The organism is Rhodococcus koreensis (genome assembly GCF_900105905.1).
Lineage (GTDB): Bacteria > Actinomycetota > Actinomycetes > Mycobacteriales > Mycobacteriaceae > Rhodococcus_F > Rhodococcus_F koreensis.
This window is the reverse complement of record NZ_FNSV01000005.1, coordinates 2,866,485-2,891,302: the sequence shown is the minus strand read 5'-3', so window position 1 is coordinate 2,891,302 and position 24,818 is coordinate 2,866,485. Positions and strand designations below refer to the sequence as shown.

Genomic DNA, 24,818 nt, shown 5'->3' with positions numbered 1-24,818 from the left:
GGGCGAGGGAAAGGAGCCTCGTATGACAACAGCCGCGGCAGCGCCATCCGGATTCGGTCCGATCCGGCAGATTCCTGCACACGAACTCGTCGTCGATCAGATGCGCCGGGCGCTCGAGCTGGGTCAGTTCCGCCCCGGCGACCGGCTGCCCACCGAGCGGGAGCTGTCGGAAATGCTCGACGTCTCGCGCACCGTGGTGCGGGCCGCGGTGGCGGTGCTCGAGCGGGAAGGCCTGATCGCGGTTCGCCGCGGTCGCGGCGGCGGATTCACCGTGCAAGCCCCCACCTACGACCCGGCGGAGACCCGCCGGCTGATGCGTCAGAACAAGACAGCGGTCCGCGATGCGTTCGACTACCGGATCGTGGTGGAGACAGGGGCGACCCGTCTGGCCGCGATGCGCCGTCGAGCGGCCGACCTCACGAAGCTTCGAACGTTGCTCGAAAGCATGGACAGCGCCCTCGACGCCGCGATGCAGGACCAGTCCGCGCACAGGGTCACCGAGTTCCAGACTCTCGACTCCGCATTCCACATGGGGATCGCCCAGGCCTGCCGAAACGACTATCTGCTCGAGTCGGTGGCCGACGCCCGCCGCAAGATGTGGCTTCCGACGGGGGCGATCTTCGGCCGCCTCGAGCCCAACGCGAACGACCATCACGAGGCGATCCTCGAGGCCATCGAGAGCCGCGACCCGGAGGTCGCCGCCGCTCAAATGGAAGAGCACATCCTCGGCACCCGGCACACGCTCGAATCCTGGCTCAAGCGCTGACCACGGCATCGGGCACCTCCGGAAGGGTCTGGCCCCCGTCGACGGTCAGTGTCTGACCGGTCACGAAGCTTGCGCCCTCACTGGCGAAATACAATGCGGCGTGCCCGATGTCGGTCGTTGCACCCAGTCGACGCTGCGGTATGCACGATTCCATCCGGGCGATGGTGTCGGTGCCGAGACCATCGAGTCCTTCGGTGCGGATGCTGCCGGGAAGGACTGCATTGACGGTGATCTTGCGGGCGGCGAGTTCCAGCGCTGCCGAGCGCACGAAGCCCAGCTGGGCGGCCTTGCTGGCCCCGTAGTGACTCAGCCCGGGAAATCCGGTGGTCGGTCCGGTGATCGACGAGGTCACCACGATCCGTCCGCGGCCGGATCGGGTCAGCGCATCCAGGCACGCCTGGACGCTGAAGATCATGCCGTGCACGTTGGTGGCGAATACATCGTTGAGCTCGGCCGGGGTGATCTGCTCGAGTGTCTGCTCCGGGTAGATTCCGGCGTTGGCGCACAACACATCGAGGCCGCCGAGCAGCTCTTCGGCTTCGGCGGCCATCCGTGTACACGATCGGCGGTCGGCGACGTCGGCGACGATCGTCGCGACCGTCGCGCCGAGTTCGGCCAGCCGTGCGCGGGCCTTCTCCAGCTTCGCGGGATTGCGGCCCGCGATCGCGACCTGGGCACCGGCGGCGGCGAACACCTCCGCGATGCCCAATCCGATGCCCTGGCTGCCGCCGGTCACGAGCACGTTCATCGAGTCTGAAGTCTGCTTCATCATTTCCTCTTCCGGTTGCTGGGTACGGGTCGTGACCGTGTGTGGCCCCCTCGCCGCGACGAGGGGGCCACACACGGGGGTAGATCAGGCGGGCTCGGGTGCCGGCTCGGTCAGAAAGGAGTGGTCGGGTTCGTCGTCGAAGACGGTGCTGCCGATCCGCGCGTACAGGTGCGGCTTCTTGGTGCGCCAGTACAGAGCCAGTGCCATCGAGCCGAAGAACAAACCGACCACGATCCACGGGATCGCCTTGAAGAACAGCGAGTCCGATGCCGATCCGGCTGCCGCCTTCATGTTGGTCGCCATCAGATAGATCACGAACACCATGCCGAGGCCACCGATGATCGGGCTCACCAGCGTGCGCCACCAGTTCGCGGTTTCCGGGTGCTGCTTGCGGACGTGGAAGTAGACGATGACCGAAATCGAACACATCGTCTGCACGATCAGCAGGCACAGCGTCGCCAGGACACCGACCAGCACGAAGAGCACGGCGTAGGGATCGGAGTTGGTCAGTGAGCAGAGCACCAGGATGAGCGCGGCGAAGATGCTCTGGGTGAGCGAAGCGATCCACGGCGAGGCATGCTTCGGGTGAGCCTCACCGAGCCGGCGCCACAGCAGCCCGTCGCGGCCGAACGCGAACAGATACCGCGCAGCGGAGTTGTGGATGGCCAGAGCGCAGGCGAAGGACCCGCCGAGGACGAGCCATTCGAAGACCGTCACACCCCACGCGCCGACGTACTCGCGTGTCGGTGCATACAGCAGCTCGAAGGGATTGGGTCCGGAGGCGCGTTCGACGGCTTGATGTGCACCGTTACCGGTGACCACGCCCCAGGAGATGAAGGTATAGAAGACGCCGATGCCGATGACGGCAATCATCGTCGCTCGCGGGACGATCTTCTTCGGGTCCTTGGATTCCTCGCCGTAGATGGCGGTCGATTCGAACCCGACCCAGGACCAGAACGCCATCAACAGGCCCAACCCGACTACCCCTCCGGCAACTCCGTTCGTGCTCAGTGCGCTGGCGGGATTGAGGGAGGACCAGATGATGCCGTCGGGTCCACCGGTGCTCAAGGACCGAACAGCGGTGATCGTCAGCATCCCGATCTCACAGACCAGCACCACACCGAGGACCTTGGCGGCGACCGAGATGTCCTTGTGCGACAGGACCGCGATCACCGCCACACAACCGAATCCATACAGCTCCCACGGCAGATCGAGGCCGAACTGGGAACCGACCGCCTGCTTGGCGAACGCGGAGAAGATCCCGACGAGACCGGCTTCCATGATCATGTAGGTCGCCATCGACATCACGCCCGCTGCCAGGCCGGGAATTTTCGACCACCCGCGGGAGACGAACGTGTAGAAGGCGCCCGCCGCGGTGATGTGCTTGGCCAACGCCACGAATCCGACGCTGAAGATCGTCAGCACCACGGTGGCGATGATGAAGCCCGCCGGCGCCCCGATGCCGTTGCCGAATCCGACCGCGACGGGCAGATTGCCGGTCATCGCGGTGATCGGCGCCGAGAACGCCACCACCATGAAGACGACACCGACAAGACCGATCGCGCCACGCTTGAGTTGAGCGGGGTCGGCGGCGGGGCCGGTGGGGGAGGGGCCCTCTGGAGGGTGTGAGTTGGCGATCATGCGGGATCTACCTTTCGCTTTGTCTGCTCGATGAGCCTAAGACCGTAAAAGGCCTAAAGACAAGACCAGTAGACCAGAAAAAGTGGTTTGAGACACATTTTTCTTCTGACCGAAACATCGGCGACGCACGCCGCGTCCCGGCCGGCCGCCGATCAGAGAAATGGTCTATTGACTAGTTCTATTAGTGCGTTTAGTGTCGTCTTGTCAGTCCTGTGGCCACCGGTTGGTCACGGGATCGGTTTTTGTGCGCACGGCTCGGCTGCCGTATCAGGCGCCAGATCGCCACACGTGCCGTCCAAAAAGGGTTCGCTCTTTACGCCGTTGTGCCCCAGTGAAATCCGAGGTGCGAAATCTCCGTTCATCTCGCGCGACTCGAGACGCGCATCGATCAGCTCCAGGAGTATCTCGACATCGCTGCCGAGCACGGTCGCGCCGCCGCGGTGGCCGGGCACGTCTCGACCCAGGTACCGGCGCTCAGCTCGGTGCCACCGACGAAGTTCGGCATGGCCGTGGCGACCGTGGACGGCTGCGTGCTCACCGCTGGGGACGGAACCGAACCGTTTTCGATCCAGAGCCTCTCCAAGCTCTTCGCCCTGTGTGCACTCCTGCAACGCAACCCCGCGGTGTGGGACCACATCGGATGGGGGCCGACCGACTCCGGCTATGGCTCGGTGGCCGAGCTCGAACGCAACCTCGGCCGACCACGCAACCCCTTCGTCAATCCGGGCGCCCTCGTGGTCACCGACCGGCTGATCGAACTCACCGGGGACGCGGTGGGTGCCACCATCGATCTCCTGGCCTCGACCTCCGGTACCGCGGTGATCAACTCCGACGGTCGCGTCGCGCTCTCGGAGACTGTCGCCGACCACCGCAACGCGGCCATCGCGCACGTCCTCGCCGAGCACGGCAAACTCGTCAACGCGATAGATCGAGTACTCACGCAGTACTTCGCCCAGTGTGCGATCGCCGCGTCCGTGGAAACGGTCGCGAAGTCGGCGCTCTTCCTGGCCGACCGCTCGGCCGACGCGACCGTCCTCGACAGCGGATCCGTCCGCCGGGTCAACGCGGTTCTGCTGATGTCCGGCATGTACGGCGCGGCCGGCGACGTCGCATACCGGATCGGCCTGCCCGCCAAGAGCGGCATCGGCGGTGGCGTCCTCGCCATCATGCCGGGGCTAGGCACCGTCTGCGTGTGGAGCCCTCCGCTCGACACCGACGGCAACTCCGCCGGTGGAGTGGCCGCGATCGAGGAGTTCGCCCGGTTGGCCGGCTGGTCGGTCTTCTGAGCTGCACATCGGGTAGTCGCGGGTAAACCGATCCTGCACAGGCAGTGCAGAAGGAGGAATGTCGATGAGCACAGAGATCCCTGTCATCGCAGTCACGCTCGACTTCGACGAACTGCCCGGGTTCGTCCACTGGAAGGAGATGTTCCGCGGCATCGTCGTCGCCGGCGCAGCACCGGTCGCCGTCGATTGCGGTAAACCGCGAACCGACCTTGCCGCGATTCTCGAGTCTGTCGACGGTCTGCTCATCAGCGGGGGAGTGGACGTCGACCCTTCCCTGTACGGCGGCTCACTCGACGACCCGCGTATCCAGAAGATCAATCCCCATCGAGATACGAACGAACTCACCGCACTCGAGATCGCGCGTGCGCGTGGAATTCCCATCCTCGCCATCTGTCGCGGAGCGCAGTTGGCCAATGTCGCGCTCGGCGGCACGCTCTACGCTGATCTGGCCCGGGACTGGGTCGGGCGCACCGGGCACTGGCACAGCGAGGAAGCCCTGATCGACAGCCTGCACTCGGTGCAGGTGGAAGCGGACACCCTCCTCGCCGACTGGATGGGGATCGACGGGATCGTCCCCGTCAACAGTCAGCACCATCAGGGCATCAAGACCCTGGCGCCGTCGGCGCGAGCGGTCGCCTACACCGACGACGGTCTCGTAGAGGCCTTCGAGATCGCGTCCGATCGCCTCGTCGCGGTGCAGTGGCATCCAGAAGTGCTGTGGCGGAACGAGCCGCATGCCCTCGAACTTCTCCGCCGCTTCGTCACGGGAAAGAGGGGGGCGAGGAAGCCCGGCGCCACGGCGCTGGTCGGAGACGGGGCAGCGAACGGAGGGCCCTGAGGCTTCTGAGGGAGCGGGTCGGAACCGCTGAGAGTGCAGGAGAGCGAGCCGAAAGGTATCGGCAGACGACGTGAGGACGCAAGATCGCCGGCGGTGGCCGCGAGCCCCGAGCAAGGGTGGCGGCGTGCGGCCGAACGGTCCGGCGAGCCGATCAGGAAGCCGATGAGATCGTCCACTGCCGGAGTTCCCACATGTGTTCTCCTGGTCGATTCAACCGTCGATTACGGCGTCGTCGACCAACTCCGCGCCAGCGGGTTGTGCCCCGGCGTGGTGGTCATCCGAGTGCAATCACACCGCAGGGAAGGAATCGGCACCGTGCAGGCTCTCAGGGCCACACGGGTGAACGCCGCCATCGTCGTCGTCGGCAGTGTCGAGACGGTCGACGACCGCGTCGCCTTCTTCGATTCGGGGGCCGATCACGTCCTCGATGCCTCCCTGACCACGAGAGAACTGGTCGCCTGGACTCGGGCAATCCTCCGGCGAATGCAACGAGCCCCACAACGCCCGGTTGGCAGAACCAAGGGACTGGTCCTGCAGCGGGAGTGCAACATCGTCGAACGCCTGGGCCTTCACACGGCCCTGACCCCGACCGAATTCGATCTGTTGGCAGTGCTGGCCGACAGCGAAGGAAGGGTCGTCCCCCGTCGTCACCTCCTGATGTTGGTGTGGGGCATCGCCGAGGAGACGACGACGAACGTCCTCAACGCGCACATCTGGTCGCTGCGCCGAAAGCTCGGCAGCATCGGTGCGTCCCACACACTGCAGACCGTTCGGGGAGTCGGTTTCGCGCTAGCCGATGCGTGACTGCCGAACAAGGAAACGGAAATCTTCCCTCTGCCGCGCAAACGGTGTCAGTGAACCTCAGCGGCAGCGGCAAGCGCGGTGTCGAGGAACGCGCCGGACAGGCCGGGGTAGAGGTCGGCCCCTTTCGGCTCTGCCAGGTGGGTACGCAAAGAGGCGGTGGCGGCGACAACGTCTGTGCCGCCGTCCGCGAGGAATCGGACCAGTTCGTGCCGGGCGCACTCGACCACGACGGGAACCAGCGCCGCCTCGGCGTCGTCGGCGCGCCCGGCCGCCCACAGACACGAGGCCAGCAGGCGCATGGCGTACAGCCGCGCCAGTTCACGTCCGGTCCCGGCGAGCGCACCCACCCAGTCCTCCGCCCACTGGCAGGCGAGCCGGCTCGCCGTTGGCTCACCGGTGCGCACCAGCAGCAGGATGGCCGTCTCGTCCTCGAGCTGCGCGGTAATCTGCTCGATTCCGTCGACCGGTTCCGGGTGCGAGTTGCGGGTGACAGCGACGAATCCAGGGCGCGGCGGAAGACCGAGCCGGATACGTTCGGTGTCGACGGCCGCCCGCAGCCGCGGAAGCGAGAACCGGGCTGCGGTTCCGACACCCTCGTCGAGCTCCTTCGCCGCGCCGATACGGTCACCGCGGGCACAGAGGATTCGCGCGCGCAGACAATAGTGGCGAATCATGAAATCCGGAGCGCCACCGAGCGCGGCCGGGTCGAACGTCTCGCTGAGCAACTCATCGGCCTCGGCGAGACGGTTCTGCTCGTACAACATCTCGGCGAGCAGAGCACGGGTGAGCCGGGCGTGCTGAGATTGCGTGTTTCCGGCATCGCGGACAAGTTGAAAGGCCCTGCGGTACAACTCCGCTGCACCGGTCAGGTCCAGTTGTTCCGCTTTCGCCATACCGGCAAAGCAATACCCGTAGGCAACGGTGTACGGACCAGTCGTTCTGCTGTGGTACGGAGCTGCCCAGGTCTGTCGGCGATAGGCATCCCGAAAGCGGAACTCGTATGTGTCGGCGATAGTGACAAGCAGTGCGGCCATCGACACCACGAACGGATGTTGCCCCGCCGGGTTGGCCAGGCATTCGGCGACCAAGTCCGTGATCCCAGCGACCCGGTCCGTGGTGCGTCGATATTCGCTTGGAGAACATCGGCTTCCACCCGCATCCGCGAGCGCACGTCGGTGGGGAGCTCGAGGAGATCGAGCAGCTCGAGCGCGTGCCGCCGAGCCTCGACGGCGACGTCGATACGCTGCAGCTCGGCATTCGCCCATCCGATCGTCAACTGCAGTCGCGGACTCGACAGCACCAGATCCGCCGGCAACTTCGCGATCAAGCCGAGCAGCGTCGACATCTGCGACCGATCGAGCAGATACAGGTCGTCGTGCTCAAGCAGATCCAGCGCCCCTTGCCGGTCATCGGCGGCGAGAAGATGGTCGAGGGCCTCACCGAGCATGTGCCGCTCCCGGAACCACGCGGACGCCGTGCGGTGCAACTGCGCGATCCGTCCCGGATGATCCCGTTCGAGCCGCTGCCGGAGCACCTGCGTGAACAGGTTGTGATAGCGGTACCACCGGCGGTCGTCGCCCGTGCGGTCCAGGAACAGATCACGGGCGACGACGCGCTCGAGGCGGACCGCACCGTCGGGGACCTCGGCCAACGCGGACGCCAGGTCGCCGCACACCCGGTCCGGGATCGCGGTGGCGAGGACGAAATCGAGCACATCGGGCTCGAGGGCGTCGAGCACGTTCTCGGCGAGATACTCACCCAGGGTGTCGTTTCCGGCACGGAACTGTTCGACCAGGCCCGCCGCGTCACCGGCCTCCCTCAGTGACAGTGACGCCAGCTGCAGCGCCGCGACCCAGCCGTCCGTCGACGCCCGCAGCTCCTCGACGTCGGAATCGGTCAGCGCGATCTGCCCCGAACCACCGAAGAAGCGGCGGGATTCGGGGAAATCGAAACTCAACTCCTCGGGACCGACCTCCCGCAGCTCGTCGTGCACCCGCATTCGGCTCAACGGCAGATTCGACCGGCTGCGGCTGGCCACCACGATCCGCAGGTGATGACAACCGTTGTCGAGCAGGAACTCCACCGTCGCGATCGGCTCTGCGGCGGTGACCCGATGCCAGTCGTCGATCACGACCACGAGGGGCTCCCCACTGTCGTGGAGCCGGTTGATCAGCGAGGTCACCACGAACCGCTCCACCGCCTGCCCGTGCTCCTCGAGTGCCTGCCCAAGCTCGCCAACCACCCCCGGGCGGACCAACCGGATCGCCTCCACCAGGTGCGAGAGGAACCACGCGCCATTGTTGTCGTCGCGGTCGACCGTCAGCCAGGCGACGGTGATTCCGTCGGCGACCAGTTCGTCGCGCCACTGCGCGACGAGGCTGCTCTTCCCGAATCCCGCAGGTGCGTGAACCAAGACCAACCGACGCTCCCCGGCAGTCCGCAACATGGCGAGGAGCCGATCACGGCGCACCAACTGCCGGGTAGTGGTGGGCGGACGGAATTTGGTCACCGGCACCGGCGGGGTGCGTGGTGACGACATGGGGTACACCCGCGGAGGCCGCTGCGCGGCATGCTCCATCCCCGCGCCGGGGGTGGAGCGAGGATCACCGGCACGCACGGCGGGAACATGCAGATCGTCGACGACGATCCCGTTGCGGCGCTGGGTGGTACGAAGCTCGTTCCCGAACTCGGCCGCACTGCCCGGCCGCTCTTCCACGGCGCGGGACATCGCCTGTTCCACGGCGTTGCAGACGTCGTCGGGGACATCGGCGTCGCGCAGGTCAGGGACGGGCTGCGTGGAGATCCGCAGGAACTGGGCGATCACCTGCTCGCCGCTGTGCCGCTCGAACGCGGCATGTCCGGTTAGCGCACAGAACATCGTCGACCCCAGGCTGTACACGTCCGAGGCGACCGTTGGGGGCACCCCTCGAGCACCTCGGGTGCGGTGAAGGCCGGCGAGCCCGTGATCGAGCCCGCCGTGGTCTCGAACCCGCCCGAGATCCGCGCGATCCCGAAGTCGGTGAGTTGCGGCTCGTCGTAGTCGGTCAGCAGGATGTTCGCGGGCTTGACGTCCCGGTGCAGCGTGCCGCTGCGGTGGGCGGTCTCGAGCGCCCCGGCGATCTTGATCCCGAGCCGGAGCACCTGCTCCCACCCGATCGGTCCTTCCCGGCGGATCAGCGCATCCAGAGACCCGTGCGAGTGATACGGCATGACCAGGAAGGGGCGCCCCCTCCCGGTGACCCCGACCTGGTAGAGGTCGACGATGTTCGGGTGTCCGGACATCCGGCCCATCGCACGCTGTTCGCGCACGAAACGCGCGAGGTTCTCGGGATCGAGGTCCGTGGTGAGGACCTTCACGGCCACCGTGCGGTCGAGATCCTCCTGAAGACAGCGGTAGACGACCCCGAAACCCCCGCGTCCGATCTCCTCGGCCGCGTCGAAGTCGGCGGCGGCCAACTCGACCGCGATGTCCGGCTCGCGCTGCGTGGCCCCCGGGTCGTCCGCCATCGGCCGTCACCACCTCTGAGACGCTTCCCCCAGGATAGTCCGCAAGGACGACGGGGCGAGGTCGTTGCGTGGCCCGCCTGGAGTCCGTGAGCAGCACTACCAGCGGCGAGTCGGACGGGTTTTCCGCGTAGTGCTCGCAGCCAGGCGACCGTTACCTGGTGCGGCCCTCAGCCGGCAACTTTCACCAGTGAAGGGTGCTTCTCTGCGCCCGGGTGATATCGAATTCAGTCGTCAGCCGCCGACGGGAAATTGCTTGTCGAGCCGCCCGAACCACCTGTTGCCACGGTTCCGCTGGCCTCGGCGAAGATCATGTGCGCGGCATCCACCATCTCCAAGGTCGCGTTGGGCAACTATCTAGCTACTTCGACCTGATAAACGGGGGCCCTGGTGAGCATGGTTCGGCTGTTCTCGGCCGGTCAGGATTGGGTTGGCCGCAAGCCCCCCGATCCGCGTCCTTCACGCTGCCAGGGTGCTGATCTTGACCAGGTTGTGCGCCAGGACCCCGTGGCCGACCCAGATTTGGGCGCCTTCGGTGCTGTCGATGCGGGTGCGGTCCCAGCCGTATCCACGTTTGAGGGCGCTGATTCTGCCTTCGACTCCGGTGCGCCACTTGATTGTTCGTCGGAACGCTGGGCGGTGTTCCTCGGCTCGCCGGCCAGCTGAGGGTTTGCCTTTGCGGGGGATGATGACGTTGCGCACTCCGAGGTCGTGGAGACTCGTCGTGCGTTCATCCGCAGCGCGGGCGATCGTGCGCAACCGCTGCTGGGGCCCCGGGCGCACCACGAGTCAGCCCCGCACTTTCGTGACCACGTTTGCGGCAACGCCGTTCAGATCAGCCCGCCGTCCATCACAGCCGATGAGGAGATCCACTGGCGGATCGGCGGCGGCTACGCGTACGACGACCCGTCGCCGTCCCGTTCCCGGCGTGCGGTAGTCAGCGAGTCGACCGCGTGGGTCATGTGCCGGTCGATCTCCGCCAGCATCTCGGTGAGATCACCACCGAGCAGCCGGTCGAGCAACCGCTGGTGTTCCTCGACCGCTGTGGGCGGCCGAATGTACCGCTCGTCGAAAGCCGACATGCACAGCATGGTCTCGGCGGCCAGCGTGGAGAACATGCGGCTCAGCCGTGGGCTTTGGGCGGCCTCGACCATCGTTTCGTGGAAATGGAGATCCTCGCGGGCCAGTTTCGGCCAGTCGCCGGCGTCCATGTACTGCGCGATGTTTCGTAGGATTTCTTCGAGACGAGCCACGAGTCCGGCCGGAATCCCGCGTTCGTAGACGGTGCTCGCCGCTTCCTTCTCGATGGCGCGCCGGCCACGGTAGACGTCCTCGATGTCGCCGACGTCGAGTTCGACGACGAACACGCCGCGGTTGCGGTGGCTGACCAGGAGCCCCTCCTGGGCGAGGCGTTGCACGGCCTCTCGGACGGGTCCACGGCTCATCTTCAGGCGGGCGGCCAGCTGTAACTCGCTGATCTGCTCACCCGGTGCGAAGCTGCCGTCCAGGATCCGTTCCCGCAGCTGCTCCGCGATCACCGCAGAGGTGACCCGAAGAGACATGGGGACCATGTTGTCGATGCCGGTCATCTTGCCGCTGCCTTTCCGATGCACCGTCAACTGATAGTTGTTGCCGTGTCTGTCGACCTGTTGACAGTTGGCAAGCCTACACCTTCGAAAACATGGGACCTCGGTGGCCTCGCCACGCACCGATCGGGGACTCGGAGACCGGCGATCAGGCCTGCTCGCTGTGTCTCTGCTCGATGATCCATGCTGCGATCTGGGCGCGGGAGGTGAAGCCCAGTTTGGAGAGGATGTGCTCGACGTGTCCCTGGGCGGTGCGTTGGGAAATGACGAGCTTGCCTGCGATCGCCCGGTTGGTGAGACCCTCGGCGACAAGTTCGGCTACCTGCTGTTCCCGGCGCGTGAGACTCGTCGGTCCCGGCTCGACCGAGATATCGGATCCGCTCTTCTCGTCGACGGCGTACGCCGCGGCATCTTCGAACCGCGCCTCAAGACCGTGCCGGAACGCCGTCTCGAACACACGGTCACCGATCGCCCGGCGGGCCTCTTGCTCGATCCGGGCATGCTCGAGGTGCAGGTTCGGGTAGATGATGCTCGGGCTCCCGACCCGCTGGGCGAGCGCCTCGGCAGCACCCATCAGCTCGGCGGCGCGCCGGGGAACTCCCTCATCCACAGCGATCCACGAGAGGACCTCGATGCACCCCGCAGCGCTGATGCGGTCGTCCACCGATCGAGCGAGTTGAAGCCCCTGCGTGGCGAGAGCTTTCGCACGGGAGTACTCGCCACGTTGCCGGGCCCTCATCCCCGTAGTCCACGACGCCCATCCCCGGTAGACGTACTCGCCTCGTGTCCCGGTGAGCTCGAGAATCTCCTGCTGACACTCGTCGCTCCGCGACCAGTTGCCGGCCGCGCCGCTGGCCAGCGCGAGCCCGAACAGCGACCAGATCATGTACAAGTGGTTGCGGTCCGCGCGGAAGACCGCGAGCGAGGATTCGAAGTGTTCACACGCCGCTCCGGCGTCCCGGGTGAACAGCGTGTGATGGCCGGCGGCATCGGCCATCAGCGCTTCGGCGGTGCGATCGCCGAGCTGCGCCGCGAGGTCGCCCCCGCGTTCGACATACAGTGCCGACGCCTCTGGGTCGCCGTACAGCCCAGAGAGCACACTCAGCACGTATAGCGCCTTGACCTGTTCCGGACCGGGCTCACCGCCCACCGCCAGAAGTTGCGCGAGCCACCGCATGCCCTCGCGCAGCCTCCCACGCGCCCGCCAATAGGGGTAGAGCGCCGATGCCATGCGACCCCCAGCATTCGCCTCACTCGGACCGGTCAGGCAGAACTGCAGCGCCGCACGGATGTTGGGTTGCTCGGCGTCGAGGCGCGCAACCCAGGCCACCTGCCGTGAACTAATCCAGTCGGACTCCGCCCGCAGCACCAAGTGTTCGTACCAGTCCCGGTGCCGACGCAAGAGCGATGCGAACTCGGAGGTCTCCTGTAACCGTTGCATACCGTAGTCGCGCAGCGTCTCCAAGAGCCGGTACCGCACCGCTCCCGCGACCTCGTCCCGAATCAGGATCGATTTGTCGATCAGCGACGCCACCACGTCGACAACCTGGGATGACGTCATAGCGTCGGCGCAGATGCCCTCGATAGCGTCGAGTTCGAAGCCGCCCGAGAACACTGTCAGCCGCGCCCACAATTCCCGCTCCGCCTGCGAGCACAACTCGTGGCTCCAGTCGATACACCACTGCAGAGTTTGCTGCCGTGCCGGCGCCCCCCTGCTGCCCGTCGTCAGAAGGGCGTACCGGTCTGTCAGCCGTTGCAGGATCTGCTCCACCGACATCGCTCTGAGCCGCACGGCGGCGAGTTCGATCGCAAGCGGAAGACCGTCCAGGCGGCGGCAGATCGCCGCGATGACGTCCTTATTGTTCTCGGTGATGTCGAAGTCCGGGACCGCCATCGTCGCGCGTTCGGCGAAGAGGTTCACCGCCTCGTAGCGGCCCAGTCCCCCTCCGGCCAGCGAAACCTGGTCCGGGTCCGGCATCGTAAGGGGTGGGACCCGGTGGATGGCTTCTCCACCAATCCCGAGCGGTTCCCGGCTGGTCGCCAGAATCCGGAGTTCCGGGCAAGCGCGGAGAAGGGTTACGGCGAGGTCGGCGACGGGTTCGATGAGGTGCTCGCAGTTGTCCAGTACGAGCAAGAGCTTCCGCGGCGAGAGATACTCGACGAGCACTGACTCCGGTGCGGCACTGCGGCCCTCGCTCAGCCTCAACGCCGACAGCACTTCGTCGACGACCGCGCCTGGGTCATTCAGCTCGCCCAACCCGACCGACCACACACCGTCATCGAACGCGCGACTGGACTCGGCGGCGACCCGCAGTGCCAGCCGGGTCTTTCCTACGCCCCCGACACCGGTCAATGTCACGAGCCGCGAAACGGAGAGCAGCCGGCGAACCTCGCCGATCTCACGGCGGCGGCCGACGAAGCTCGTCAGTTCGTGGGGAAGGTTTCCCGTGGTCGCCTTGATACCGGGAGGCATGAAACCGCCACCTTCATCTCGCGTTCCCTTGCGACCACGGTACCTTCCGCGAACACCTGCTCGTCGCCTCTCCACGGGCAGCGAGTATCGCCATGGTGGCGAGACGTAGGGGGAAGCTACAGCGAGAAACCGCGTGCGGTACTCGGGCGGAGCACTGGCGCGCCGCCCGAGTCGGCCTGACCCAGCCACGGTGTCGATGTGCACTCGGCACGGCTGGTCCGACCCGGCGTCTGCTCACCATGCCCGGCCGGGGTTCGAGGAGCGCGGCGACTAGGACACCGCCCTGGCAACGCTGTCCCAATCCTGAGACCGGGAATACGGCGCCGCCCGGCCGTGCCGGGTATTGCGGTCGGATCCCCCGGCACCGTGCTCGACTTGCTTACCCCCGCGGCGGCTACACCGGCGCAGATTCTCGGGACGCACCGGCGCGGTGGTTGCGGCGAACGAGTTCGGCGGCCGCTAATCGGATGCAGGTGCACAAACCCTCCACGGCAAGACGCAACTCCTGCTCCGATGGCAAGGTTGGGGCCAACCGAATGTGGCTGTCCCGAGGATCGTCGCCGGACGGGAAAGCAGAACCGGCGGACGTGAGCGCGATGCCGGCCGCATGTGCCAGGGCCACCACATGCTCGGCCGTGCCCGGGAACACTTCGAGATTGACGAAGTAACCTCCGGACGGCTGCGTCCACGACGCGATGGTGGAGTTACCCAATTCCCGCTGCAGTATGGAAGTCACCAGGTCGAACTTCGGTGCGAGAATCTGCTGGTGTTTGCGCATGTGGGCGCGAACACCGGCGGCATCGACAAAGAACCGAACGTGCCGCAGTTGGTTGAGTTTGTCCTGTCCGATGCGCTTTTGCGAGAGATGACCCAGGTACCACGCGACGTTGTCGGGTGAGCCGGCGAAGAAGCTCACTCCACCTCCGGCAAAGGTCATCTTCGAGGTCGAGGCGAACACGTACGGCCGGTCGGGATGGCCTTCCTGGTCGGCGATACTCAGGACATCGAGAACCGGCGGGGCATCACCGGTCAAGGGATGGACCGCATATGCGTTGTCCCAGAAGATACGGAAATCGGGGGCGGCGGTGTCCATGCTCAGCAGTTCGCGAGTGACCTGCTCGGAGTAGGTCACTCCGCTCGGATTGGAATAGGTGGGTACACACCAAATTCCTTTGATCTGAGGATCCGCGGCGACCAACTCGCGAATCGTAGCGGTGTCGGGGCCATCGGAGACCAGCGGAATCGGAATCATCTCGATGCCGAACGACTCGGTGATGGCGAAATGCCGATCGTAGCCGGGCACGGGGCACAGGAACTTCACCGGTTCGGAGGACCAGGCGGGGCCCGTCGCGCCCGTGCCGTGGATCCAGGCGAACGAGAGGACGTCATACATGGTTTCCAGGCTCGAGGTGCCTCCGGCGATCAGGTTCGCGGGTGCGATATCGAGCACCTCACCGAACAGCGCACGCAGCGCGGGCAAGCCGGCGAGATCACCGTAGTTGCGGCAATCGATCCCGTCGATCACGTAGTCACCGTCACCGGGTAGGGCGAGCATCGCTGTGGACAGGTCGAGCTGTTCTGGTGCCGGCTTGCCCCGGGTGATGTCGAGAGCGAGCTGTTGGACCTGCAGTGCCGCGTAGTCAGCGCGGTACCGGGCAAGCTCGATGTCGAGATCGCGGAGGGCGAGATCGTGCAGGGGCGTGGACATCAACGGCTTCCTTCAGATGGTGAGGAGTTCGATGAGTGGGTGGCTTGCGGGTGCGCCGACTTGGAATTTCCGGAGCGTCATACGGCACACAGCCCAGAAGAGCAGGCAAGATCGACGGGATCTGGCCTGCTCTTCTGTGGCGTGGTGCTGTTTCAGTTCTGCTGATCAGTCGACTGCGCCCGAAATGTCCTGCACAACCCACATCTTGCGGAGCGTCGTGTGGATGGTCCAGGTGCCCTCCCAGCCGGCGGGCGTCACAAACAGCGACCCGGGGCCGATGTCGAAGCTGTTGCCGTTCGATTCGGTGATGGTGGCGGTTCCACTCAGGATCTGGCAAATCTCGTTGTAGCCGTCCCGGGTGCTCGTGAACGTTCCCGGAGTGACCTCCCAGATCCCCGTCCTCAGACCGTTTCCGCCCCAAAGACCTTGGGACACTTCGGTCTGACCGGGCGTTGTGGATGTGGACTTGAGGATGTGCTTCCCGGGGTCCGCAGTTGTTGCATCACTCATGACGGTCGCCTTGACCATGGTTACTCCGTTCTTGGGCTGCGCCCTTGGCTGACGTGCCTTTGATGGGGTGGCACGAGACCTATCCTAGCAATTGTCAACAATCTACGATAGGTCCAAGTCTTGTAATTACCGTCTCTCCCTTACCTTTTCGAGGAACCTGCATCGGGCATGGGTGGATGGGACATCGCCGTCGTCGGCATGTCTCTGGAGGGCTACCGCGGGCCGCGAGAGCGCCGATACCGTTGATCACCACGTGCCGCCTCATGCGGTGTGCGGTTGTACCGGCACGGAATGCCAACCGCCCGGGGTCGCTCGGTTCCCGGCGACATCCGTCCGCGAGTGCGGACTGCCGACGAGCCGACTGCAGTCCTCGCCCAGGCGTGACGAGGTTTTCGGCCTCAGTTACTCCTGGCGTGTTGTTGCGGTGAGATCGTCGACGGCCTTGCGCATGTGACGACTGATGGCCTGCTGGAGTCCTTCGGTGTCGCCGGCTTCCAGCAAGTCCAGGAGATTCTGGTGTTCCTGGACCAGCACGTCCACGCGAGGATAAGAGACTCGAAGGTTGAGAATGCACATCCTCGATTCGGCTACGAGAGTGTCGTAAATCCGGATCAAGCGCGAGTTTCCTGTCCCTTCGACAAATGAGGTGTGGAATTTCATATCCAGTCGGGTGAGCGCTTGCCAGTCCGACATATCAACCTGCGCCGCCATTTCTGTCAGGGTCTCTTTCAGGAATTGGCAGGTGCGGTTGATATCTTCTTGTCCGGCGGTCAGGAGGATATTTGCGGAAGCTGATTCCACCGCCTCGCGGACGGCGTAGATCTCTTTGATGTCGTCGATCGACAGCTCCGGAACGAAGACGCCGCGATTCCGCAAACTGACGAGTATTCCCTCCTGGGCCAGCCGCTGGAGTGCTTCGCGGACTGGTCCCCTGGACGTGTGCAGGTGGCTTGCCAGGACGGATTCGTTGATCTGCTGACCGGGTCGGAAGACCCCTTGAATAATCTGTTCCCGTAGATGATCGGCAATCAATTGTGCCGTGGGTCGTCCCTCTAATACAAGCAGTCCCTCCGGGGTCTCCATGGAATTTCCCTTATCTCATTCATTGGCGCAAAGCGATCTAACGCGCCATTGCGGTGTACTTGTACTCGAGGTATTCATCGATTCCGATCTTGCTGCCTTCGCGTCCCAGTCCGGACTGCTTGACACCGCCGAACGGTGCTACCGGATTCGACACGAGTCCCGTATTGAGGCCGACCATTCCCACTTCCAGCGCGGAGGAAAAGCGCATGGCCGTGTCGACGTTTTCGGTGAATACATACCCGACAAGACCCCAGTCGGTGTCGTTTGCCAGGTGCACCGCTTCGTCCTCGCTGTCGAAGGGGGTGATCGCCGCGACCGGGCCGAAGATCTCGGTGGTCATCAGTTTCGCATCGAGGGGGACGTCCGTCAGGACAGTGGGAGTGTAGAAGTACCCCGGTCCCTGTGGGCGAGTGGCGCCGGTCAGAACACGGGCGCCCTTGGCGAGGGCGTCGGCGACCAGCTCCTCGACCTTGTCCCGGCCGGCCTGTTCGATGAGGGGGCCGACCTCGGTTCCTTCCAGGGCGCCGTTGCCTACCTGTAGCTCGGCCATTCTCTTGGCGAATTTCTCACCGAATTCTTCGGCCAGGGAACGGTGTACGAAGAAGCGGTTCGCGGCCGTGCATGCCTCGCCCATGTTCCGCATCTTGGCGATCATGGCGCCGTCGACGGCGCGCTCGACGTCTGCGTCGGCCAGGACGATGAAGGGGGCGTTGCCTCCCAGCTCCATGGAGGAGCGCATGACGTTCTCCGCAGCGTGGCGGAGCAGGATCTTGCCGACCGCGGTGGACCCGGTGAAGCTGACCTTGCGCGCGATTCCGCTGCTCATCCACGGCTCCACGACGTCGGCGGCGTTGGAGGTCGTGACGACGTTGAGGACACCGTCGGGCAGGCCGGCCTGCTGGAAGATGTCGACCAGGGCCAGGGACGTCAGGGGTGTCAGTTCCGAGGGCTTGAATACCATCGTGCATCCGGCGGCAATCGCCGGGGCGATCTTGCGGATGCCCATGGTCAGCGGGAAGTTCCACGGCGTCACCAGCACACAGGTTCCCACCGGCTCTTTGGTGATCAGGATTCGGGTCTTGCCGTCGACCGAGGTGGTGTGGTCTCCGCCGATACGAGTGGCCTCCTCGGAGAACCAGCGAAGAAACTCGGCGCCATAGGCGACTTCGCCCTTGGCTTCGGCGAGAGGTTTGCCCATCTCGGCGGTGATGATGGCGGCGAGCCGGTCGGTGTTGGCATTGACCAGGTCGAAGGCGCGGCGCAGGATGTCCGCGCGTTCGCGCGGGGTGGAGGTGGCCCACGTCGCCTGTGCGCGTCCGGCTGCCGCGATGGCGTCGAGGGCGTCGTCGAGTCCGCCGTCGGCGACCTCGGCGATGACTTCGTGTGTTGCCGGGTTTTCCACGGTGAAGGTGGCGGCGCTGGCGGCCTTCCGCCAGACGCCGTCGATGAACAGGCCCGTGTGGAGGGTGGTGGGGTCAAAGGAGGGGCTCATGGGACACTTTCGGCGGTCGAGGGACGGGTTCCGCCGGTGACGGACGGTGATTCGTCGCCGACGGAACCCGTGGGAATGGGTGTCTAGGTGGTGGCTGTCTTCAGCGCCTGAGTGAATTTGGTCAGGCCGCTTTGGATTTCGTCGCTGGTGACATTGAGTGCCGGGATGATGCGGATGACGTTCCCGTACGGACCGCAGGTCAGCAGGAGAAGTTCTTCGGTGACGGCGGCCTGCTGCACGGCCAGGGCCAGCGCCGCGTCGGGGGCATTGTCGGCCGTGGTGAATTCGACGCCCTGCATCAGGCCGTGGCCGCGGATGTTCCCGATTCCGGCGAAGTCGGTGTGGAGGCTCTCCAGGCCCGCGCGCAGCTCCTCGCCCCGAAGATGGGCGTTCCACACCAGGTTCTCGCGTTCGATGACGCCGAGGGTGGCGACGCCGGCGGCGGCGGCGACGGCGTTGCCACCGTACGTGCCACCCTGGGAGCCCGGCCATGCCTTGGACATCAGTTCGGTGGAGGCGGCGATCGCGGAGATGGGGAAACCGCTGGCCAGGCCCTTCGCGGTGATGACGACGTCCGGCCGGATCCCGGCCCAGTCGTGTCCCCAGAACTTGCCGGTGCGCCCGACACCCGCCTGGACTTCATCGACGATGAACACGATGCCGTGCCGATCGGCGCGTTCGCGCAACCCCTGCAGGAAGGCGACAGGGGTGGGAATGTAGCCGCCGTCGCCGAGGACGGGTTCGATGATGAAGCCGGCGGTATCGGCGGGGGTGCTGATGGTCTGCAGGAGGTGATCGAGTTCCTTCAGGGCGAAGGTGACCGCTGTTTCTTCATCCCAGCCGTATCGGTAGGTGTGGGGGAAGGGTGCAACGTGCACCCCGCCCATCAGTGGGGAGAAGCCGGAGCGGAATTTGGTGCCGGCGGTGGTCAGCGAGGCAGCACCCACCGTCCTTCCGTGGAAACCGCCGTGGAAGGAGATGATGTTGGGTCGTCCGGTCGCCATACGTGCCAGACGGACCGAGGCCTCGACCGCTTCGGAGCCGGAGGTGGCGTAGAAGACACTGTCGAGTCCGGCGGGCAGGAAGTCGCCGAGTTTCTCGGTGAGCGCGAGCAGGGGCTTGTGCATCACCGTCGTGTACTGGGCATGAACGATTTTGCCGACCTGTTCGCGGGCGGCGGCGACGACGTCCGGGTGGCAGTGCCCGGTGCTGGTCACACCGATTCCGGTGGTGAAGTCGAGGTACTTCTTGCCGTCGGTCGCGTACACCCAACTGCCGGCCGCGTAGTCGACGACGACAGGGGTGGCCTGCTTGAGGACGGGGCTGAGAGTTGCCATGGCTTGATACTTTCCTAAGGATTGTCAATTGTCAACAATTGGCAATCTGGGTTTGGGGTGTGGCGCGGAGGCGTGGCGAGGCGGCACCGGCCTCGCCACGCGGGGCGTGGCTTACGTAGGGCCTTTAGCTTGCGTGCTGACGGCCGCCGGGCGCGTCGGCAGCAGCGTCCTGGCCCTGGAGTGCGTGGGCTGTCCGGAAGCGTTGGGGCCGAACGAAATCGAGCCCTTCAAAGGTTCGGGTGCCCAGGGCTTCGCCGGCGGCGATCTCACCGAAGCCGGACGCCATCTTGAAGCCGGCGCCGGAGAATCCGGTGGCGCAGTAGATCCTGCTGTTCTCCCGTAGGGGCCCGAGAAGGGAGTGCTTGTCCGCGGTGAAGAGATCCGGAAAGGCATCGGAGCGGACGATGTTGGGGAAGAGGCCGGGCAGGAATTCGGTGACTGTCTCGGTGGTCTCGGCGATTTCGTCTGCCGTGAGGTCCCTGGGCACGGTATCGGCCTGTGGTGTGGGGGCTCCGCGACCGTCCAGGGTGGCCTTGACGGTTACCCCGTCGACGCTGGGGGCCCCGTACATGGAGCGATCTCCGGAGATGCGGATGAAGATCGGGAACCTGTCCGGGGAGAATTCGGAGGCATCCCGGGCCACGAACCAGGACAGGAAGATTCGCCGTGTTTCGGTGACCGCCTTCAGATAGGCGGGCATCAGCCGCCGGGACCAGCCGCCCGAGGAGACGATGACTTTCTCGAACGTCCAGGAATTGTCGCCGGACGTGACGACCACGCCGTCGTCGGTTTCCCGGATGTCGTCGATCGGGGTGTTGGTCAGGACTGTTGCCCCGTTCGCCTGTGCGGCGGCCACCGCCGCGGTGACCGCACGGTCGGTCCGCAGGGCGCCTGCATGGGGGTCGAACACCGCGTGGTCGTCCGGCCGGAGGTTGTGCTGTGGGTACCGCTCGGCCATCTGTTCGCGGCTCAAGATTTCGTGGTCGGCCCCGTTGATCCGGGTGGTGTCGAGCAGGTGCGGAAGGTAGGGGCCGTCTACCGTTCCGATGGACAATCCGCCGCAGCGCGTCAGGACATGCTGACCTGAGTCGGCCTCGAGCTCGGCCCAGAGGCGGCGGGAGCGTTCGAGGATGGGGTAGTAGCTGGGCGTCCCTCGATACAGCATGCGGAACAGGCGGGTGTCACCGCCGACGGCGCTGCGGGCATGGCCCGGCGATTGTGCTTCGAATCCGACCACCGAGCCCGACGAGCGGGAAGCCTGCCACAATGCCATGCTTCCGATGCTGCCCAGGCCGATGACGGCTAGTTGTCCGTCCATCGTGGTCAGAGCACCCTTTCCAGGAAGGCCTGGGTCCGTCGTTCTTTCGGGTGGGCGAGGACCTCGCGGGCGTCTCCGCGTTCGACGATGCAGCCTTCGTCCATGAACAGCAGGGTGTCCGCTACCTCGCGCGCGAAGCCCATCTCGTGGGTGACCACGATCATGGTCATGCCTTTTTGTGCCAGGTCCTTCATGACGGCGAGGACTTCACCGACCTTTTCGGGGTCGAGGGCGCTGGTCGGCTCGTCGAACAGCATGATCTGCGGATCCATGGCCAACGCCCGCGCGATGGCCACGCGCTGTTGCTGGCCTCCGGACAGTTGCGCGGGATAGTGGCCGCCGAACCCGCTCAGTCCGACGCTCGCCAGCAGTTGCTGCGCCTGCTCGGATGCCTGCTGCTTGTCACCGTGCTTGACCAGTACGGGGCCGGCCATGATGTTGTCCCGGGCAGTCATGTTGGGAAACAGGTTGAACTGCTGGAAGACGATGCCGACCTTGGTGCGTTGTTCGGCGAGGCGTTTGCGGCTCAGGGCGTGGAATGCGGTGTCGGTTTCGTAGTAGCCGAAGTGCTCTCCGTTGACCTTCAACACTCCCAGATCGACCGTCTCGAGGCCGTTGACGCAGCGCAGCAGGGTCGATTTTCCGGATCCGCTGGGGCCGATGATGCAGCAGATCTCACCGCTGGCGATGTCGAGATCGATGTTCTGCAGAACTGTCTTGGAGCCGAAGGATTTACGGATCCCACGGCCGTGAACCGTACCGTCGCAAGTCATCGTGCAATACCTTCCGGGTCTGTCAGCACAACCTTCTTCGCTTTCCGGGGAAGTCTGGAAGTCGAACGGGAGTATTTCTTCTCGAGCTGGGATTGCGGGTAGCTCAGAATGAGGGTCATCACCAGGTACCACAGGCTGGCGACGATCAGGAGCGGGATGGTCTCGTAGGTCCGCGCGTAGATCAGCTGTGCGCTTTGGAGCAGCTCGGCGACGCCCAGCACGCTGACCAGGGAGGTCTCCTTGAACATTCCGATGACCTGGTTTCCGGTCGCCGGAATGATCGAGGGCATCGCCTGGGGAATGATGACCTTGCGCATCTTCATCGCGCTGCTCATACCGAGAGAGTCGGCGGCCTCGATCTGCCCCTTGCCCACCGAGGAGAACCCTCCGCGGATGATCTCCGCCATGTACGCCGCCTGATTGAGCGTCAGGCCGACGACCGCGGCCGTGATCGGGGTGATCAGGGCATTGACGTCGATATCCGTGCCGCCGATCGACAGGTTCGGATACAGCGCGGCGATGTTGAACCAGAAAATCAGCTGCACCAGCACCGGGGTGCCACGGAAGAAGGTGATGTATACCCCTGCCGTTGCGGCAACCGGTTTGATGCTCGAGGACCGCATGATCGCCAGAATCAGCCCCAACAGCGTTCCGAGGACCATGCTGGCGACCGTCAAGTAGATCGTCAGTACCAGCCCGCGCAGGATCGACTCATTGGTGAAGTATTTGGCGACCACGTCCCACTGGAAGTTGGGATTGGTCGAGACGGAAACGACGAGGCCCAGGGCGAGCAGGATGCACACCGCCCAGGCCGCGTACTCGAACACACTTCGCCGCCGGAGCCTCGGTTTGAGGGCGGGATCCATTCCGTTCATCGTCGGGTTACTTCCGTGCGTAGTCAGTTGCACCATGGTCTCTCCTAGTTGAGCTTGGCGTCGGTGATGCTTCCGGCGGTGAGACCCCAGTTGGAGAGCGACTCTTGGTATTCGGGGCTGTTCAGGACGGATTGAACGGCCGCCTGCAGTGCGGGGGTCAGCGGTGATCCCTTCTTGAGGGCGACGGTGACGATGTGCTCCGAACGCGTGTCGACCTGGGGAGTGAGGACGGTGATCGCGTTGGGCTGCTGCGTTTGTGCCCATACCAGGGCGGGGGTGTCGTAGAAGACGCCGTCGACCCGCTTGGAGGATAGCTGGGTCAGCGCCTCCTGGACGTTGGGCAGGGTGATGCCATTGATCGCCGGCTTTCCTTGGGACACGCACGTCCATTCGGAGATGTTGGGCAGGTGCTTGAGCTGCGCGTTCGAGCCCTTCGTCACGGCAATGTTCTTGCCGCACAGGTTGTCATTGCTCAGGCCCAGTGGGTTTCCGGCGGCAACGGCCACGGACACCCCGCCGTTGAAGTAGTCGATCATGTCCAGCACCTTGAGCCGGTCGGGCGTGGGGGACATGGAGGTGGCGGTGAAGTCGAATCGGTCACCCTCGATGCCGGGAATGATGGTGTCGAAACTGGTGTTGACGAACTTCAGCCCGAGTCCGAGCTTTTTGGCCACCAGGCGGGCCACGTCCGGGTTGAGGCCAATCGGGGTGCTGCTGTCGTCGGCAAGGAAGGTGGTGGGCGGGTAGTGGAGGTCCATCGCCACCGTCAGTTCGCCCTTGTCCTTGTATGAAGCGGGCAGCAGGGCGACCGCGGCGGGGTCCGCCTGTACGCCCTCGGAGATATCGGCCGTATTCGACGTCGAGCCCGCGGCCCCGTCGCTGTCGGCGGTGCTGCACGCGCTCAGGGCCACCAGGAGGGCGACGCCGACCGCTGCGGCTTGGACTCTTGTTCTTGTCTTCATGGGTTTCCTTCGAATGATTTTCAGCGGAAGAGGGTGCGCTGAACGGATCGCGGGTTCTCAGACTCCCGGCCGGGTGCGTATCCCGTCGCCGCAGGTCGCGAGGCGTGTGCGTGGGGGCATCTGCACTTCCGGATAGGACTTATCCAACCACTTCCACCCCAGATTGTCGACAGTTAACAGCGACGTTCTTCACAATCGATTCCGGCGGTGCAGTGCATCACACTACGCCGATAGCAAACTGTTGACAATTGACAATTTGGCGGCTTAGGGTCGTTCTAGCAGGCAGCGGAGTCCTGCGCAAAGGCGGCGACGACCGCCCGCATCTCCGCCTTCACCCGGGGACGGCAGTGGTTCCCGCATCAGCCACTGCTTCCCCTTCACTGAAACGGATAACCATGGCAGACAAGACTTTCCGGCCGAAGTACGTCTCCTTCGACTGCTACGGCACGCTCATCAACTTCGACATCGATCCCACCACCCGCCGGCTGCTCGCGGGCCGTCTCCCTGAAGAGCAGTGGCCCGCGTTCAAGAAGGTATTCCGCGGGTACCGGTACGACGAGGTCTGCGGCGACTACAAGCCCTACGAGCAGATCCTTCAGGATTCCTTCGACCGGGTGTGCAAGCGGTGGGGCATCGGGCCGACCGAAGGCGCCGGCGCACAGTTCGCTGAGGCGGTACGCGGCTGGGTTGCCCACGAGGACGTGCCGACTCCGCTGAAGCTCATGGGCGAGAACTACAAGCTGGTGATCCTGTCCAACGCAGACGACAGCTTCCTGGACATCAGCGTTCCGAAGCTTGGTGCAGACTTCCACGCCGTCTACACCGCCGAGCAGGCCCAGGCCTACAAGCCGCGCTACCAGGCGTTCGAGTACATGCTTGACACCCTGAACGCCAAGCCGGAGGACTTCCTCCACGTCTCCTCGCACACACGGTACGACATGATGCCCATGCACGACATGGGCTTCCGGAACCTGGTGTTGCTGGACCGTGGCTACGACCCCATCACCGCGGGCTACGACTACACCACCGTCGATTCTCTCGACGAGCTCAACAAACTCCTCGGTCTCTGATCCGCGGGCAAGGCGAAAGGTCA

General features: G+C 65.0%; 20 protein-coding genes and 2 pseudogenes. 5 read left to right on the top strand and 17 right to left on the bottom strand.

The window, feature by feature from the left end; all coding sequences use genetic code 11:
* The first annotated feature begins 22 nt into the window (after positions 1–22).
* A complete protein-coding gene (locus tag BLV94_RS17885) occupies positions 23–766 on the top strand; it encodes a FadR/GntR family transcriptional regulator (RefSeq protein WP_072937560.1) in 744 nt (247 codons plus the stop codon).
* Here BLV94_RS17885 and fabG read toward each other — a convergent pair.
* The 3 genes from fabG to BLV94_RS17870 all read right to left on the bottom strand — a co-directional run bounded on the left by fabG (position 756) and on the right by BLV94_RS17870 (position 3,628).
* A complete protein-coding gene (gene fabG / locus BLV94_RS17880; RefSeq protein ID WP_072937611.1) occupies positions 756–1,535 on the bottom strand; it encodes a 3-oxoacyl-ACP reductase FabG in 780 nt (259 codons plus the stop codon). The two genes, BLV94_RS17885 and fabG, sit on opposite strands and share 11 nt — an antisense overlap.
* 84 nt (positions 1,536–1,619) lie before the next feature.
* The gene (locus BLV94_RS17875) at positions 1,620–3,176 is read right to left on the bottom strand and encodes an APC family permease (RefSeq protein WP_083395598.1); all 1,557 of its coding nucleotides are present in this window, start codon (positions 3,174–3,176) and stop codon (positions 1,620–1,622) included.
* Positions 3,177–3,403: 227 nt separating this feature from the next.
* Positions 3,404–3,628 carry a hypothetical protein gene (locus BLV94_RS17870; protein WP_143051402.1) on the bottom strand — a complete coding sequence of 75 codons (225 nt, stop codon included), beginning with the start codon at positions 3,626–3,628 and terminating at the stop codon, positions 3,404–3,406.
* Here BLV94_RS17870 and glsA point away from each other — a divergent pair.
* From glsA to BLV94_RS17855, 3 genes are all read left to right on the top strand, one after another.
* Positions 3,617–4,462, top strand: a complete 846-nt coding sequence (gene glsA, locus BLV94_RS17865; RefSeq protein WP_244163622.1) for a glutaminase A — start codon at positions 3,617–3,619, stop codon at positions 4,460–4,462. The two genes, BLV94_RS17870 and glsA, sit on opposite strands and share 12 nt — an antisense overlap.
* Positions 4,463–4,526: 64 nt before the next feature.
* The gene (locus BLV94_RS17860; RefSeq protein ID WP_074933759.1) at positions 4,527–5,300 is read left to right on the top strand and encodes a gamma-glutamyl-gamma-aminobutyrate hydrolase family protein; all 774 of its coding nucleotides are present in this window, start codon (positions 4,527–4,529) and stop codon (positions 5,298–5,300) included.
* A 162-nt stretch (positions 5,301–5,462) separates the two neighbouring features.
* Positions 5,463–6,104, top strand: coding sequence for a response regulator transcription factor (locus BLV94_RS17855; protein WP_072937609.1), 642 nt, complete (start codon positions 5,463–5,465; stop codon positions 6,102–6,104).
* 47 nt (positions 6,105–6,151) lie between these two features.
* Here the strand turns inward: BLV94_RS17855 and BLV94_RS52105 are convergent.
* From BLV94_RS52105 to BLV94_RS17790, 14 genes and pseudogenes are all read right to left on the bottom strand, one after another.
* Positions 6,152–9,611, bottom strand: a pseudogene (locus BLV94_RS52105) (protein kinase domain-containing protein).
* A gap of 224 nt (positions 9,612–9,835) precedes the next feature.
* Positions 9,836–9,961: a hypothetical protein gene (locus BLV94_RS51560; RefSeq protein WP_255314954.1), complete on the bottom strand. Its 126-nt coding sequence runs from the start codon at positions 9,959–9,961 to the stop codon at positions 9,836–9,838.
* A gap of 106 nt (positions 9,962–10,067) precedes the next feature.
* Positions 10,068–10,325, bottom strand: a pseudogene (locus BLV94_RS17845) (ISNCY family transposase); the annotation flags it as partial.
* A gap of 173 nt (positions 10,326–10,498) precedes the next feature.
* A complete protein-coding gene (locus BLV94_RS17840) occupies positions 10,499–11,197 on the bottom strand; it encodes a GntR family transcriptional regulator (RefSeq protein WP_244163618.1) in 699 nt (232 codons plus the stop codon).
* A gap of 145 nt (positions 11,198–11,342) precedes the next feature.
* On the bottom strand, positions 11,343–13,667 hold the full coding sequence (locus tag BLV94_RS17835) for an ATP-binding protein (protein WP_072937557.1): 2,325 nt from the start codon (positions 13,665–13,667) through the stop codon (positions 11,343–11,345).
* Between the two features lie 394 nt (positions 13,668–14,061).
* A complete protein-coding gene (locus BLV94_RS17830; RefSeq protein WP_072937556.1) occupies positions 14,062–15,375 on the bottom strand; it encodes an aspartate aminotransferase type Ic in 1,314 nt (437 codons plus the stop codon).
* A 165-nt stretch (positions 15,376–15,540) separates the two neighbouring features.
* Positions 15,541–15,885 (bottom strand): cupin domain-containing protein, encoded by a 345-nt coding sequence (locus BLV94_RS17825; RefSeq protein WP_244163617.1) that lies wholly within the window; start codon positions 15,883–15,885, stop codon positions 15,541–15,543.
* 402 nt (positions 15,886–16,287) lie between these two features.
* A complete protein-coding gene (locus BLV94_RS17820) occupies positions 16,288–16,968 on the bottom strand; it encodes a GntR family transcriptional regulator (protein WP_072937554.1) in 681 nt (226 codons plus the stop codon).
* Positions 16,969–17,005: 37 nt separating this feature from the next.
* The gene (locus BLV94_RS17815) at positions 17,006–18,460 is read right to left on the bottom strand and encodes an NAD-dependent succinate-semialdehyde dehydrogenase (RefSeq protein ID WP_072937553.1); all 1,455 of its coding nucleotides are present in this window, start codon (positions 18,458–18,460) and stop codon (positions 17,006–17,008) included.
* Positions 18,461–18,543: 83 nt separating this feature from the next.
* The gene (locus BLV94_RS17810; RefSeq protein ID WP_072937552.1) at positions 18,544–19,797 is read right to left on the bottom strand and encodes an aspartate aminotransferase family protein; all 1,254 of its coding nucleotides are present in this window, start codon (positions 19,795–19,797) and stop codon (positions 18,544–18,546) included.
* 124 nt (positions 19,798–19,921) lie between these two features.
* The gene (solA, locus tag BLV94_RS17805; protein WP_072937551.1) at positions 19,922–21,115 is read right to left on the bottom strand and encodes an N-methyl-L-tryptophan oxidase; all 1,194 of its coding nucleotides are present in this window, start codon (positions 21,113–21,115) and stop codon (positions 19,922–19,924) included.
* A gap of 5 nt (positions 21,116–21,120) precedes the next feature.
* The gene (locus BLV94_RS17800; RefSeq protein ID WP_072937550.1) at positions 21,121–21,888 is read right to left on the bottom strand and encodes an amino acid ABC transporter ATP-binding protein; all 768 of its coding nucleotides are present in this window, start codon (positions 21,886–21,888) and stop codon (positions 21,121–21,123) included.
* Positions 21,885–22,691 carry an amino acid ABC transporter permease gene (locus BLV94_RS17795; protein ID WP_244163616.1) on the bottom strand — a complete coding sequence of 269 codons (807 nt, stop codon included), beginning with the start codon at positions 22,689–22,691 and terminating at the stop codon, positions 21,885–21,887. The genes BLV94_RS17800 and BLV94_RS17795 overlap by 4 nt, the downstream gene beginning before the upstream one ends.
* Positions 22,692–22,807: 116 nt before the next feature.
* Positions 22,808–23,725, bottom strand: coding sequence for an ABC transporter substrate-binding protein (locus tag BLV94_RS17790; RefSeq protein WP_072937548.1), 918 nt, complete (start codon positions 23,723–23,725; stop codon positions 22,808–22,810).
* A gap of 395 nt (positions 23,726–24,120) precedes the next feature.
* Here BLV94_RS17790 and BLV94_RS17785 point away from each other — a divergent pair, with 395 nt between their 5' ends.
* The gene (locus BLV94_RS17785) at positions 24,121–24,795 is read left to right on the top strand and encodes a haloacid dehalogenase type II (protein WP_072937547.1); all 675 of its coding nucleotides are present in this window, start codon (positions 24,121–24,123) and stop codon (positions 24,793–24,795) included.
* Positions 24,796–24,818 lie beyond the last annotated feature (23 nt).

Bases quoted from the DNA above. Each gene is read 5' to 3' on its own strand.
- BLV94_RS17800 (WP_072937550.1), bottom strand. From the start codon at position 21,888: ATGACTTGCGACGGTACGGTTCACGGCCGTGGGATCCGTAAATCCTTC.
- BLV94_RS17785 (WP_072937547.1), top strand. From the start codon at position 24,121: ATGGCAGACAAGACTTTCCGGCCGAAGTACGTCTCCTTCGACTGCTAC.
- BLV94_RS17790 (WP_072937548.1), bottom strand. From the start codon at position 23,725: ATGAAGACAAGAACAAGAGTCCAAGCCGCAGCGGTCGGCGTCGCCCTC.
- BLV94_RS17855 (WP_072937609.1), top strand. From the start codon at position 5,463: ATGAGATCGTCCACTGCCGGAGTTCCCACATGTGTTCTCCTGGTCGAT.
- BLV94_RS17820 (WP_072937554.1), bottom strand. From the start codon at position 16,968: ATGGAGACCCCGGAGGGACTGCTTGTATTAGAGGGACGACCCACGGCA.
- BLV94_RS17830 (WP_072937556.1), bottom strand. From the start codon at position 15,375: ATGTCCACGCCCCTGCACGATCTCGCCCTCCGCGATCTCGACATCGAG.
- solA (WP_072937551.1), bottom strand. From the start codon at position 21,115: ATGGACGGACAACTAGCCGTCATCGGCCTGGGCAGCATCGGAAGCATG.
- BLV94_RS17875 (WP_083395598.1), bottom strand. From the start codon at position 3,176: ATGATCGCCAACTCACACCCTCCAGAGGGCCCCTCCCCCACCGGCCCC.
- BLV94_RS17825 (WP_244163617.1), bottom strand. From the start codon at position 15,885: ATGAGTGATGCAACAACTGCGGACCCCGGGAAGCACATCCTCAAGTCC.
- BLV94_RS17835 (WP_072937557.1), bottom strand. From the start codon at position 13,667: ATGCCTCCCGGTATCAAGGCGACCACGGGAAACCTTCCCCACGAACTG.
- fabG (WP_072937611.1), bottom strand. From the start codon at position 1,535: ATGAAGCAGACTTCAGACTCGATGAACGTGCTCGTGACCGGCGGCAGC.
- BLV94_RS17885 (WP_072937560.1), top strand. From the start codon at position 23: ATGACAACAGCCGCGGCAGCGCCATCCGGATTCGGTCCGATCCGGCAG.
- BLV94_RS17840 (WP_244163618.1), bottom strand. From the start codon at position 11,197: ATGACCGGCATCGACAACATGGTCCCCATGTCTCTTCGGGTCACCTCT.
- BLV94_RS17860 (WP_074933759.1), top strand. From the start codon at position 4,527: ATGAGCACAGAGATCCCTGTCATCGCAGTCACGCTCGACTTCGACGAA.
- BLV94_RS17815 (WP_072937553.1), bottom strand. From the start codon at position 18,460: ATGAGCCCCTCCTTTGACCCCACCACCCTCCACACGGGCCTGTTCATC.
- BLV94_RS17810 (WP_072937552.1), bottom strand. From the start codon at position 19,797: ATGGCAACTCTCAGCCCCGTCCTCAAGCAGGCCACCCCTGTCGTCGTC.